Origin of the sequence: Xenorhabdus innexi (assembly GCF_002632485.1) — a bacterium.
GTDB lineage: Bacteria > Pseudomonadota > Gammaproteobacteria > Enterobacterales > Enterobacteriaceae > Xenorhabdus > Xenorhabdus innexi.
This window is the reverse complement of the sequence record NZ_NIBU01000041.1, coordinates 1-12,551: the sequence shown is the minus strand read 5'-3', so window position 1 is coordinate 12,551 and position 12,551 is coordinate 1. Positions and strand designations below refer to the sequence as shown.

The window sequence follows — 12,551 nt, the reverse complement described above, 5'->3', positions numbered from 1 at the left end:
AAAATCTTGCCGTTATTTTAACTTAATGCTTCGAACATAGAGTGAAAAAACGTGATGTATGCTAGTCACGTTTGAGCAATTAATTGAAGCTATTTTATAGGAAGACCAAATTGCATCTTAGCTTAGAATAAAATTAATTATGCAATAGTATTTGATCGTGACTATAATATAAATTCATGTAACATATTTATTTTAGTTTCCATAATAGTAGTTTAAAAAATGAATCTTTCAGTTGAAATTAAAAATTTACAGCTAGTATAAATATCAGTCGGGATTTATCATTGAGAAAGTGATTATTACGGTAGCCTCATTTCCGCTCCCGGTGTTAGGATTTCTAGTTATACTATACAGATCATTATTAGATATTGTTGATGGATATGAATTAAAACCGTAATAAGGATTCTCCCATCTAATTTGAACCCAATTATTAGATACATCTCCTGTTTCACTCTCTCCATCCATAATGCTGTACCTGACATAACCCTCAGTTCCCGTCATAAATCCATTTGATTCACTTCCCCACCACGCTTGTGAGTAAGATTTTATATTCTTCGGAGGTTTTAGATTTTTAGACCATCTTCCGTGATAAATGTACATCCATTTTTCATCTATAACTAAGTGAAATTTTGTTTTGTTATCGAAGAGAATTACGACACTTCTGTCTACCATAATTAACCCCTTAATTTTTTTTAGATAGATAAGCATTTAAAATATAATTATTACTATCAACGTTTATGACTATATCCCATCTCTTCAATTTGGCTATTAACAGCATTTTGTATACGCCTAAACCATTTATTGAATCATCAGGTCTGGCTAACTTGCAAAAATATTTAGCCTTACTTTCAGTATGTTGTTCCTGACATAAGATTGATGCATTGTTTTCATTTTCTCCTTCTTCTCTCATATTGATAATTATTCTTCTGATTTTTACAGTTCGTAAATTAATAGATAAAACTTTATTATCTAAATCGCTATTTGAGGTGGAAATAGGTTCTTTTTCATTATTAAGCATTTAATTACTCCATCAGAATACTTTCAGCTATCATATGGATATGACTCTAATATTTATATTATTAGCAACACTTAATCTAGATGAAATTACTTTCAGTTGAAAAATAGAATTTCTCCAATATATTCAATGCCTTCATCATCAATATAACCAGTGGTAATAATTGCTACTGCTGGATTATTATTGGATGAACAATGTAATAAGGCTTCAAACATTCCATACTCATCTATTGAATTGTCTGAGTTATCTAAATAAAAGTATTTATTTTCACCATGTTTATTTTCATCTTGAACTGTTATTAATGCTTTGTAGTTATATTGGTGAATGTTAACTGATATTTTTTTTATCCTCATGTGATTATATAATTTCGAGTCAGATTTGTTTAACGTGTTGTTTTTTTTGTTTTTCATATTTATTTATCTTTTAATAATAATGTTTATTATATAAGTAAAAATATAAGAATTAATTTAATTATATTTTGCTTCCAAAAATTAATCTATCAAGATATCCAGAACTCCGAGTTACAAAACGTACATGCATATTATAATAATAACTCTTTCCTTCTAGGACCATTAGGTATATTCCAACTCCTCTAATAGTATCTTCATTATATCTTAAATTAAAATTTTTAAAATATTCCTCTGTTTTATTGCTAATAAGTCCCATCCTTACATTATTTTTAATTTTAACTGAGCCAGGCCCCACTCCCTCCGAGATAAGTTGATAAATATGTAAATCCTTAAAATATAAATAACCCCGATTATCCGGTTCACTTATACCTTCTACACCTTTGATGAAATCAGATGTATCACCTATATTTAATTGGTTGGTGGATGGTTTTTTTTTATCATTCATGGCAATGCCCTATAGAATAAATACTTTTTTATTCAACTTCTGGAAGATAATTTCACTTAAAAACTATCTATCTCAGCTCCAGAAAGATAGTGATATCCTTCAGTACTCTGGAGGATAGAAAGTTTTAATGTTTTTATGGTGATAGTGTGACGAAATGCATGTAATACGATTGCAAACAATCCATTGCAGAGCATATTATAAGTAACTTTTGACCGTAGTTTACAAATGTATTGTTTCCCTGTCTCATCCTTTACAATTATTTTGGCGTTATTTTGTTCAAATATATTTTCTATAGATATAACGTTAGAATTTTTAATGAAAATCGCCATGTGATCATCGTTTTTAATATTGGTCATAATTTATTCCTCAGATTTTTTTAATTATTTAAGGTCGTTGTTTTTTAGTGTTTTTAAGTATGAAGGTTAAACTGAAACAATATTGTATCCAGCATTACATTGGGTATTGTTATTTAATCATAAGTGAAAACAGTTATTTTTAATTTCAGGGGAATAATCTTCCCATTCGGGTTAATTACATAAAATATAGTTTCCATATAAAACTAATTGTAGGATAAAAATTATATACATCAAGTAATAAAATAAAAAATAAAATAGAGAACTTGGTGTGTCAAGTAACTTAATGATTAAATTAAAATTTATTTTTCTGGCGGTTTTTTTTCACCTGTATCACCAGACTTTCAACACATCCGTCCTACAATCGGGTCTTCAGTGAATCACCAACTTTTAGCTGTTTCACTTGCTTCAACAACTTTTCATCAGGAGTTTCACTGATATTATAACCACGGCTCAGTGCTGTCAGTGGGCTGACGGCCTCCATGCGTGAACAGGAAACAGCAAATTTTTCTTTATGGCGTGATAACTGCCTTCAATGGTTTGTTTTAAATAGAAATCAATTTCTTGAATGTTCTGGCTATAATGTCGTATTTCCTGCTCAGGATTATGCTGTAGCAGCCGTTGATTTAATTTTTCACAGGCGACTGAATTCTGTTTTAAACGACGTAATAAACCATCTATCAATTTCTGGTGTAATTCAGATAAACGATTCTGTTGACGGGTCAGCCGTAAATCCTGGCTTTGTTGTTGAAGCTGATGAAATAACCGATTGAAAGATAGGTGCCTGTGGGCAAAAAACAATCTATTACCATTTCGAGGCGTTGTTGCAGGGATTGAATTTGCCTCAATAACCCAATTTGGTTGTGAACAACACTATTTAGTCTCACAGGCGGCCGAAGCGTTAGGTATTCCCACAAAACTCCTGTATACGTGGCGGAAACAGGAAATTGAACAAGCTAGACCCAACGCATTAACGCTAGATAACTATGCAGATGCGCTGAATAGAATGAATTCTTCACCAAATATATCGAATGGAGAAAATTCAGCCCAAACCGCCCGTGGCCGAACCTACGTAATGGGTACAGAAATTCGTTTTTAATATAAAATAAATTAGTATAGCGGTAATTTTTATCGCTATACTTTAAAATTATATCATAACCATAATATATTATTTTTTAGGGTGATATTAGTATTTCTTTTGTTTATCAAAAATAACACAAATTGCTGATGCTATACCTGATAGAATCATTTTTATTTTGAATGATAAATCATAAGAAATAATCCCTAATTTATTCAATGCACTGATAATATTTTTAATTAAGTTAGATAGTCCATTAACTATTCGTTCTAAGCTGTCCCAAAACTCATTGTTGGGGAATGAATTTATTTCCGGCTTTTTGATTTTATTCATGGTTAATTCCTCAGGTATTTTTATTTTACTGGAAATTACATTGTTAATTAACCACTTTGGATTTCTCTAAATTGGTTAATTAATTTATATTATATGTTCATAAACATGTTGAGTGAGTAAACTTTAAGCTTATATCTGCATTGGTTTAACTTGTTCTTATTAGCGTATAGTTATCTATAATATTAGAGTTTTTATTTTCATTAATTTTGATAATTATTAAGTATTTCATGGTTTTTTAGCCTTGTACGAAATACTTTGTAATTTGTATAGCAGCTTTGAATAAAGCAATAAGTGCTGATATTCCTGTTCCTATTAAATTGTTAAGGCTTGAAGATAAAACTTTTATATCAGTCAATGCACTAAATATATTCAATAGTACATTTTCAAGAGCGCTATTAATACTTATTATATAGTTCCAAAAGGATTCAGGTAAAACTTCTTCTTCATTTAACTATGAGAATTCATTCATAATTTCCTCGCTATTTTTCAGGAGTAGTAATATTTAATGATTATGTGTTGAGCGTATAATTATCTATAAATATAAATTATAGAATCAGTTAAAACAGTTTTTTATGAACCACTTACTTTTAGATTATTTTAGATAAGGTGTTTTTCTTTTTGTTTCTCTAGAATGTTAATAGTAGCCTTATAGATTTCCTCTAAGGCATAATTTATTTGATCTACTGTATCTTTAGGTAGTTTTTCGGCAGCTTGTACTGCAAGAAATATATACTGAAGTATCTCTTTTACTCCCTTAGTAGCACCTTCTATATCATCCCAAAATGCATCTGGAATGGTTGTTTTTTTTAATTCTTTTGTGTTTAATTCACTCATAATATTCTCACTATTAATTAATGTTGTGTGTGGTACTTCTGGTTAATAATGAAAGAGCTATAATGTAGTAGATAAATAAAAAGTAGTAGCTCTATGAAAAATCATCATCTCACGATATGTATGTTTTATATTAGATATCTGGTGCTTTCTTAGCGATAAAAACATAAATTATTAATCTTTGTGGATTAGTTTAAATAATTCATTGTAACTTGCTGTTTTAATATATTATTATGTCAAAGCATTTAAAATGTAGTGCATTTGGAATATGCATATATTAATAATGTAAATAATGTCTTTATGTAATTAAGTGTAGAATAAAGATCTCATCCATCAAGTCATTAAATGGAAAAAATATAATTGTGAGGGTTGTTTTTAATATAACCCTCTTATTAATTTAAAAATTATATATGAAAATTTATTTTTTTCTTTTGCTGATTTTCTGAATCTGAGTCACCTGACTCCCAACCCAGCCATCCTGCACCCGTGTCCGCAGTGGATCACCAACTTTTACCTGTTTCACTTGCTTCAGTAACTTTCCATCAGGAGTTTCACTGATACTATAACCACGGCTCAATGTTGCCAGTGGGCTGACTGCTTCCATGCGTGGACAGGAAGCGGCAAATTTCTCTTTATAACGGGATAATTGCCTTTCAATTGCTGGCTTTAAGCGAAAATTAATTTCATTGGAATATGAATGTAGCTTAAAATACAGATATATAAACCACTCTGACTAATATGCTGGAGTGGTTTATAATGTAGCGTTGAATTTTTTGGCATGGGTGTTTTATTCAATCATTTCTGCGATGCTAGCGAAGGAAGTTATTATAGCCCATTTTATCGCAAGGGACATGCTGTGTGAAATTATACCTAAATTTGAAAGTATGGTAATTATATTTACAATTAATGAGCTAAAAGAAAAAATGATATTTTTTATATCTTCTTTTACTTCATTGTTAATGAATTCGCTTGGTGTTTTATCTAGTTCCTCTATCATTATGATTCTACCTATTTAAAAGGTGGATTTGTTTATTGAAAAAAAAGTAAAATCCACAGAATTTTTATGAAATTTTGCTGGTTAAAATTAAGTTTATTTAAAAATAACACTCAGGTATTGAAATATCATAGCTGATTAATAACGCTTGGAACATTCCCTAGAAATGTATCTACAAAAAATAATATAATTATTTTTGCAATATTACCTATTATACCTCTTTCATAAAGTAAAAATATTACATTATCAATTTTCGTTTGAAAATCGCGAATTGCATTATTGAGAGCTGTTTTTTCATCAGAAGGTAAAGCGTATTTTTCTGTGTCAGTTAATTCCACCATAATTTAATCTCCTAATCTTTTTTTTGAGTGTATACAGCGTTAAGAATATCGTTTGTCAGAGTGACTAAATCTTTTACGGAAACATTGATAATGTTGGCAGTGTAATTAGTAATAACATTACCACTAACTAACGCGTGGTCTATTTTAATAACTAAATCAACTAAGCTAAGTAAGCATTTTTCTATCTGATCCAACGTTTCTTTATCAATACCAACTTGTGTTTTAACTGTTACATCATTCATAAAAGCCTCACTATTTAATGCTGTGTGTAGTATTTGTGGATTAGTGGTTGAACACTAATTCCAAAGTAATAAAATAATTTTAGATTAAAAAGCATAAAATTAATTGTCTGCAAGACAAGATTACCGTTATTTATTAATGTAATTTCATCTTATAATTAATTATAGGATAAGAATACCATCCATCAAGCCATTAAATGGAAAAAATATAACTGTGAGGGTTATTTTTAATATAACCCTCTTATTAATTTGAAAATTATATATGAAAATTTATTTTTTTATTTTGCTGATTTTCTGAACCTGAGTCACCTGACTCTCAACCCAGCCATCCTGCACCCGTGTCCGCAGTGGATCACCAACTTTTACCTGTTTCACTTGCTTCAGTAACTTTCCATCAGGAGTTTCACTGATACTATAACCACGGCTCAGTGTTGCCAGTGGGCTGACTGCTTCCATGCGTGAACAGGAAACGGCAAATTTCTCTTTATAACGGGATAATTGCCTTTCAATGGCCTGTTTTAAGCGGAAATCAATCTGTTGAATATATTGGCTATAATGTCGTATTTCCTGCTCAGGATTGTGCTGTAACAGCCGTTGATTTAATTTTTCATAGCCAACTGAATTTTGTTTTAAATGATGTAATAAACCATCTATTAATTTCTGGCGTAATTCAGATAAGCGATTCTGTTGACGAGCCAGCCGTAAATCCGGGCTTTGTTGCTGGAGACGATGATATAACCCATTAAAGATACGCTGCTTTTGGGCAAAAAAGTAATCCATTGCCATTTCGAGGCGTTGTTGCAGGGACTGAATTTGTCTCAACAGCTCAATTTGATTTCTGCTGACTAACTCAGCCGCTGCCGAAGGAGTCGGAGCACGCAGATCAGCGACGAAATCTGCGATGGTGACATCAGTCTCATGCCCGACGGCACTGACGACAGGGATTTGGCTCTGAAATATTGCCCGTGCCACCTGTTCATCATTGAAACACCATAAATCCTCCAGCGAACCACCGCCACGTCCGACAATTAAAACATCACATTCCTGTCGGGTATTCGCCAGCTCAATAGCCCGGATAATTTGTAGTGGTGCCTCTGCTCCCTGAACGGCAGTAGGATAAATAATAATTGGCAGAGAAGGATCGCGGCGTTTCAGAATGTTCAGAACATCGTGTAACGCGGCACCACTGGCGGAAGTAATCACACCGAGGCGTTTTGCAGGTGAAGGGAGTGTTTTTTTATGGATTTGCTCAAACAGTCCTTCTGCGGTGAGTTTTTGTTTTAATACTTCAAATTGTTGTTGTAGCAACCCATCACCGGCGGGCTGGATACTTTCTACTATCAATTGATAATCACCGCGTGGTTCATACAGAGTAATCTGTGCTCGAACCAACACCTGCTGACCGTTTTGTGGACGAAATGTTGCCCGCACATTATGACCACGAAACATCGCAGCCTTAATTTGCGCCCGTTCATCTTTCAGCGTGAAATACCAATGACCGGATGAAGGCTGGGAAAAATTAGAAATTTCAGCACTCAGCCAAATTTTGCCCATTTCCAGTTCTAATAGCTGACGAACCGTCTGATTCAGACGACTAACAGAAAAAATTCCAGTGTTGATTGGTAGTGACATGTGAGCCAGATCAAATTTTAAAACAAGGACTTAATTGATTGATGATAACTGCTCGCTACCACTAATCAAGAAATTTTTTCAGAAAATGCTGGAGGCAACCGATTACGGCCTGTATAATGCCGCGGCAATATTTTATCCCTTATTGACGCCCCATAGCTTGGTGAGATATTGCTCATGTTACGAATTAAAAAAGAAGCATTAACCTTTGATGACGTTTTGTTGGTTCCTGCCCATTCTACAGTTCTGCCTAACACGGCAGACTTGTCCACACAATTAACATCTACTATCCGCCTGAACGTGCCTATGCTCTCGGCAGCAATGGATACCGTAACGGAATCTTCTCTGGCTATCGCGTTGGCACAGGAAGGGGGAATTGGTTTTATTCACAAGAATATGCCTATTGAGCGTCAGGCTGAAGAAGTCAGTCGCGTGAAAAAACACGAAAGTGGTGTTGTAACCGATCCTGTCACTGTCACACCGCAAACTACACTGCGTGAAGTTAATGAACTGACTGCCCGTAATGGTTTTGCTGGCTATCCTGTCGTAACAGAGTCTAACGAACTGGTAGGTATTATCACTGGCCGCGATGTGCGTTTTGTCACAGATCTGGAACTGCCTGTTACCGCAGTAATGACGCCAAAAGAGCGTCTGGTGACAGTTAAAGAAGGTGAAGCTCGTGACGTGGTATTGCAGAAAATGCACGAAAAACGCGTTGAGAAAGCATTGGTAGTTGATGATAACTTCCATTTGCTCGGCATGATCACAGTGAAAGATTTTCAGAAAGCAGAACGTAAACCAAATGCCTGTAAAGATGAACAGGGTCGTCTGCGTGTTGGTGCTGCCGTTGGTGCTGGTGCTGGCAATGAAGAGCGTGTTGACGCACTGGTAGCCGCTGGTGTGGACGTATTGCTGATTGACTCATCTCACGGGCACTCCGAAGGTGTCTTGCAGCGTATTCGTGAGACTCGCGCTAAATACCCTGATCTGCAAATCATCGGTGGTAACGTAGCAACGGGTGAAGGTGCAAAAGCACTGGTAGAAGCCGGAGTTAATGCAGTTAAAGTCGGTATCGGCCCGGGTTCTATCTGTACTACCCGTATCGTAACTGGTGTTGGTGTGCCACAAATTACAGCGATTGCCGATGCAGTGGAAGCGCTGGAAGGTACAGGAATTCCAGTCATTGCTGATGGTGGTATCCGTTTCTCTGGTGACATCGCGAAGGCCATCGCTGCAGGTGCTGCATGTGTGATGGTCGGTTCAATGTTAGCAGGGACAGAAGAATCTCCGGGTGAAATCGAACTCTATCAGGGTCGTTCATTCAAATCCTATCGTGGAATGGGTTCTCTGGGCGCAATGTCTAAAGGCTCTTCTGATCGTTACTTCCAGACTGACAATGCAGCAGACAAATTAGTGCCGGAAGGTATCGAAGGCCGTGTTGCTTATAAAGGATTGTTGAAAAGCATCGTTCACCAACAAATGGGCGGACTACGCTCCTGTATGGGTCTGACAGGCTGTGCGACAATTGACGAACTGAGAACTAAAGCAGAATTCGTTCGTATCAGTGGCGCTGGTATTCAGGAAAGCCACGTTCACGATGTGACTATCACGAAAGAATCACCAAACTACCGTTTAGGTCTGTAATTTATTTTACACAGTGGCTCGCAATTGCGGGTCACTGATTTTTTTTATTTTTTAATTGCCACTTGTTTTGGGAATTCACCTCTAATGACAACTAATATCCATCAACATCGCGTTCTGATCCTTGATTTTGGCTCGCAATATACGCAACTTATTGCTCGTCGTATCCGTGAAATCGGTGTTTATTGTGAACTTTGGACATGGAATGTCACTGAAGAACAAATCCGAGCATTTAACCCGAACGGCATCATTCTTTCTGGTGGCCCGGAAAGCACAACTGAAAACAACAGTCCACGTGCGCCAGAATATGTTTTCAACGCGGGTGTGCCAGTATTGGGCGTCTGCTATGGCATGCAAACTATGTCCATGCAATTGGGTGGCGAAGTTTCTACCTCTAATGAGCGTGAATTTGGTTACGCTCAGGTTGAGCTCAAAGGTGAAAGTGAACTATTCCGCGGCATTCAGGATGCACTGAATGAATCAGGTACACCAGTACTGGATGTGTGGATGAGCCATGGCGATAAGGTCACAGCTATTCCAGAAGGTTTCACCACTGTAGCCAGCACTGATAGTTGCCCATTTGCTATTATGGCGAATGATGAAAAACGTTTTTATGGCGTACAGTTCCACCCTGAAGTGACTCACACTCATCAGGGTCATAATATTCTGAAACGCTTTGTACTGGATATTTGCCAATGTGAAGCACTGTGGACGCCAGCATCTATCATTGAAGATATCGTAGAGCGCCTGCGTGCCCAGATCGGTGATGATAAAGTTATTCTGGCTCTGTCCGGTGGTGTTGACTCCTCAGTAACGGCGCTGTTGCTGAACCGTGCAATTGGCAAACAACTGACCTGTGTATTTGTAGACAATGGCCTGCTGCGTTTAAATGAAGCTGATCAGGTAATGGAAATGTTCGAGGGTAAATTTGACCTGAATATTATCCATGTGAAAGCCGAAGATCGTTTCCTTTCTGCACTGGCAGGAATTGATGACCCTGAAGCCAAGCGTAAAACCATCGGCCACGTATTTATCGATGTATTTGACGAAGAAGCGGCAAAACAAACTCAGGTTAAGTGGTTGGCACAGGGCACAATTTACCCGGATGTTATCGAATCAGCAGCATCTGCAACCGGTAACGCACATGTAATCAAATCTCACCACAATGTGGGTGGCTTACCTGAAGATATGGCACTGGGTCTGGTTGAACCTCTGAAAGAGTTGTTCAAAGATGAAGTACGTCGCATCGGTTTGGAACTGGGTCTGCCATATGACATGCTGTACCGTCATCCATTCCCGGGGCCGGGTCTTGGTGTGCGCGTACTGGGCGAAGTGAAGAAAGAATACTGTGACTTACTGCGTCGTGCTGATGCCATCTTTATTGAAGAATTGCACAAAGCAGATCTGTATAACAAGGTCAGTCAGGCATTTACCGTATTCCTGCCGGTTCGTTCCGTTGGCGTAATGGGTGATGGACGTAAATATGACTGGGTTGTCTCCTTGCGTGCAGTAGAAACCATCGACTTTATGACCGCGCATTGGGCACATCTGCCATATGAGTTCCTTGGCCGTGTATCAAATAGAATAATTAATGAAGTCAATGGGATATCGCGTGTGGTCTATGACATCAGCGGTAAACCACCAGCAACAATTGAGTGGGAATGATCTAAAGTCTTCCCAAGCCTCACCAAATCATCATGATTTCCTAATTAAGACCCTGATTTAAGGGTCTTTTATTTTCCAGATCTCATAAAGCCTCACCGTACCTGCATACATTTTTTGACGGTATCAAACCGACAAAAAGGATGCCGCTATGCTGACAGACACCAAACTCAAAAGCCTCAAACCAACCGATAAATTATATAAAGTTTCAGACCGTGATGGCCTTTATAGCAGAATCAATATAATCAGACATAGGTTACATGCTCTGTAAACAGTTCATCAATAGAGCATCGTTCTCGTCTTCTTGTGGTTTTTGTTTCAGCCCATTTGTTTTCGATAGGATTTAAATCTGGGCTGTAAGGGGGAAGCCATTCTAACTGACACCCGTGATCGGCTATCGCTTGTAGCGTATCACACCGTTTATGGAAAGAGGCATTATCCATCACAATCACTGCCCCCCTTGGGATCTTCGGCAACAAATCTTGTGTCATTATGGTCAAGCACGTACCAGTAATGAATTACGTAAACAGGGTATTTTTGTTTCTGGGAGTGGCGTTCGCTCCATTTGGTTACGGCATAATCTGGAAAACTTTAAAAAGCGACTGGCAGCACTGGAAGCGAAAGTGGAAAAGGAAGGCATTATCCTCACAGAAGCCCAGATCATTGCGTTAGAGAAAAAATAACAGGATGATGAGGCCTGCGGTGAAATCGAGCCGGAAATAATCCGGCTTTCTTCAGTCCGTCTACTTGACTCATTGATAGTTTGGTTTTTTGAACCAGTTCTTTCTTGTCTAAGAAATTCATCTCATCTCCTTATCAATCATATTGATGTGACCATATCAAGAGAAATAAGACTTATTTGATCATGTCATGATTTTTCATTCAATAGGGATGAAAAAAAGTATGCTTGCGCCCTGAGGTAGTGGTGAGCTGGTGGAGTTACTGATATATTCTGAGGTCTATAATGGATCATGAGGGCTATGTATGGATGAGTATCAATTATATATTTTACTTAGGATTTATTTTTGGATAATACTTTCCTTATTTTTGTTTGTGCTTATTCCTTGTTGGATATACTCCACTCTTATGATCTTTAAGGAAAACACAATAATTAAAAGAGTTCTATACGCAGTATTATCTCTATTCTGCTTTATTATTTCGGCCTCTATAGTGTTTGCTGGTGTTGCTTTCCCTTATATTGAATTTTTAATTTAATCAAATGACTAAACACCAACCTCGGCTACTAGGTTTTTTTATTAGCACCAAGCTTCAAATATACACCTCACTGAATTACGCATTCGACTAACAGGAAGATTTTATAATGCACAGCCTTATTTTAAGGTGTATTCATTTTGTTACGGATTATTCAATAGAGATAGCAGCCTGATCCCAGTAATATTAACGGGCTAGTTAGCAGTAGGCTGAAATAACCTTATAACGAATAATAAAGTGAGGTGTTTATGTCTGACGTTAATAAGCTGGATCATAGATAGGCTCTTAAGAATTAAGCCGTTCAAAACACGCATCCAATGTTTTGTTTTTACATGATTTTCTTTGTGGTGTTTTGAACGCGTTCTGGCATA

At 36.6% G+C, this 12,551-nt stretch carries 16 protein-coding genes and 2 pseudogenes; 5 read left to right on the top strand and 13 right to left on the bottom strand.

All coding sequences use genetic code 11. The features are described 5' to 3' along the window. Nucleotides 1-264: 264 nt before the first annotated feature. The 5 genes from Xinn_RS14515 to Xinn_RS14495 all read right to left on the bottom strand — a co-directional run bounded on the left by Xinn_RS14515 (nucleotide 265) and on the right by Xinn_RS14495 (nucleotide 2,223). Entirely contained in the window at nucleotides 265-669 is a 405-nt protein-coding gene (locus Xinn_RS14515; protein WP_086953453.1) for a hypothetical protein, read from the bottom strand. A gap of 10 nt (nucleotides 670-679) precedes the next feature. Next, on the bottom strand, nucleotides 680-1,015 hold the full coding sequence (locus tag Xinn_RS14510) for a hypothetical protein (protein ID WP_086953452.1): 336 nt from the start codon (nucleotides 1,013-1,015) through the stop codon (nucleotides 680-682). Nucleotides 1,016-1,107: 92 nt separating this feature from the next. Then, nucleotides 1,108-1,422: a hypothetical protein gene (locus Xinn_RS14505; RefSeq protein WP_086953451.1), complete on the bottom strand. Its 315-nt coding sequence runs from the start codon at nucleotides 1,420-1,422 to the stop codon at nucleotides 1,108-1,110. 61 nt (nucleotides 1,423-1,483) lie between these two features. Then, entirely contained in the window at nucleotides 1,484-1,867 is a 384-nt protein-coding gene (locus tag Xinn_RS14500; RefSeq protein ID WP_099137672.1) for a hypothetical protein, read from the bottom strand. 56 nt (nucleotides 1,868-1,923) lie between these two features. After that, nucleotides 1,924-2,223: a hypothetical protein gene (locus tag Xinn_RS14495; protein WP_086953450.1), complete on the bottom strand. Its 300-nt coding sequence runs from the start codon at nucleotides 2,221-2,223 to the stop codon at nucleotides 1,924-1,926. Between the two features lie 479 nt (nucleotides 2,224-2,702). Here Xinn_RS14495 and Xinn_RS22775 point away from each other — a divergent pair, with 479 nt between their 5' ends. Both Xinn_RS22775 and Xinn_RS22770 read left to right on the top strand, forming a co-directional pair. Then, nucleotides 2,703-2,993 (top strand): hypothetical protein, encoded by a 291-nt coding sequence (locus Xinn_RS22775; RefSeq protein WP_222419570.1) that lies wholly within the window; start codon nucleotides 2,703-2,705, stop codon nucleotides 2,991-2,993. After that, entirely contained in the window at nucleotides 2,990-3,319 is a 330-nt protein-coding gene (locus Xinn_RS22770; protein ID WP_222419619.1) for a hypothetical protein, read from the top strand. Before Xinn_RS22775 ends, Xinn_RS22770 begins: the two co-directional genes overlap by 4 nt. An 87-nt stretch (nucleotides 3,320-3,406) precedes the next feature. Here the strand turns inward: Xinn_RS22770 and Xinn_RS14485 are convergent, their stop codons facing one another. The 7 genes and pseudogenes from Xinn_RS14485 to xseA all read right to left on the bottom strand — a co-directional run bounded on the left by Xinn_RS14485 (nucleotide 3,407) and on the right by xseA (nucleotide 7,668). Continuing rightward, the gene (locus tag Xinn_RS14485) at nucleotides 3,407-3,631 is read right to left on the bottom strand and encodes a hypothetical protein (protein ID WP_086953449.1); all 225 of its coding nucleotides are present in this window, start codon (nucleotides 3,629-3,631) and stop codon (nucleotides 3,407-3,409) included. A 597-nt stretch (nucleotides 3,632-4,228) separates the two neighbouring features. Continuing rightward, nucleotides 4,229-4,465 (bottom strand): hypothetical protein, encoded by a 237-nt coding sequence (locus tag Xinn_RS14480; RefSeq protein WP_086953448.1) that lies wholly within the window; start codon nucleotides 4,463-4,465, stop codon nucleotides 4,229-4,231. 415 nt (nucleotides 4,466-4,880) lie between these two features. Beyond that, nucleotides 4,881-5,168: pseudogene (locus tag Xinn_RS14475) on the bottom strand (exodeoxyribonuclease VII large subunit); the annotation flags it as partial. Nucleotides 5,169-5,249: 81 nt separating this feature from the next. Continuing rightward, on the bottom strand, nucleotides 5,250-5,459 hold the full coding sequence (locus tag Xinn_RS22460) for a hypothetical protein (protein ID WP_086953446.1): 210 nt from the start codon (nucleotides 5,457-5,459) through the stop codon (nucleotides 5,250-5,252). A 125-nt stretch (nucleotides 5,460-5,584) separates the two neighbouring features. Continuing rightward, the gene (locus Xinn_RS14465) at nucleotides 5,585-5,797 is read right to left on the bottom strand and encodes a hypothetical protein (RefSeq protein ID WP_086953445.1); all 213 of its coding nucleotides are present in this window, start codon (nucleotides 5,795-5,797) and stop codon (nucleotides 5,585-5,587) included. Between the two features lie 11 nt (nucleotides 5,798-5,808). Next, on the bottom strand, nucleotides 5,809-6,039 hold the full coding sequence (locus Xinn_RS14460; RefSeq protein ID WP_086953444.1) for a hypothetical protein: 231 nt from the start codon (nucleotides 6,037-6,039) through the stop codon (nucleotides 5,809-5,811). A gap of 267 nt (nucleotides 6,040-6,306) precedes the next feature. Then, the gene (xseA, locus tag Xinn_RS14455) at nucleotides 6,307-7,668 is read right to left on the bottom strand and encodes an exodeoxyribonuclease VII large subunit (RefSeq protein ID WP_086953443.1); all 1,362 of its coding nucleotides are present in this window, start codon (nucleotides 7,666-7,668) and stop codon (nucleotides 6,307-6,309) included. Nucleotides 7,669-7,842: 174 nt separating this feature from the next. Here xseA and guaB point away from each other — a divergent pair, with 174 nt between their 5' ends. Together guaB and guaA are read left to right on the top strand one after the other, a co-directional pair. After that, the gene (gene guaB, locus Xinn_RS14450) at nucleotides 7,843-9,309 is read left to right on the top strand and encodes an IMP dehydrogenase (protein WP_086953442.1); all 1,467 of its coding nucleotides are present in this window, start codon (nucleotides 7,843-7,845) and stop codon (nucleotides 9,307-9,309) included. Nucleotides 9,310-9,393: 84 nt separating this feature from the next. Further along, nucleotides 9,394-10,971 (top strand): glutamine-hydrolyzing GMP synthase, encoded by a 1,578-nt coding sequence (guaA, locus tag Xinn_RS14445; RefSeq protein WP_086953441.1) that lies wholly within the window; start codon nucleotides 9,394-9,396, stop codon nucleotides 10,969-10,971. A gap of 242 nt (nucleotides 10,972-11,213) precedes the next feature. Here the strand turns inward: guaA and Xinn_RS23470 are convergent, their stop codons facing one another. Next, complete coding sequence (locus Xinn_RS23470; RefSeq protein WP_244590214.1) at nucleotides 11,214-11,411, bottom strand: transposase; 198 nt, start codon at nucleotides 11,409-11,411, stop codon at nucleotides 11,214-11,216. 48 nt (nucleotides 11,412-11,459) lie between these two features. Between Xinn_RS23470 and Xinn_RS14435 the strand changes: the two are divergent. After that, nucleotides 11,460-11,648 (top strand): annotated as a pseudogene (locus tag Xinn_RS14435) (IS481 family transposase); the annotation flags it as partial. Nucleotides 11,649-12,551 lie beyond the last annotated feature (903 nt).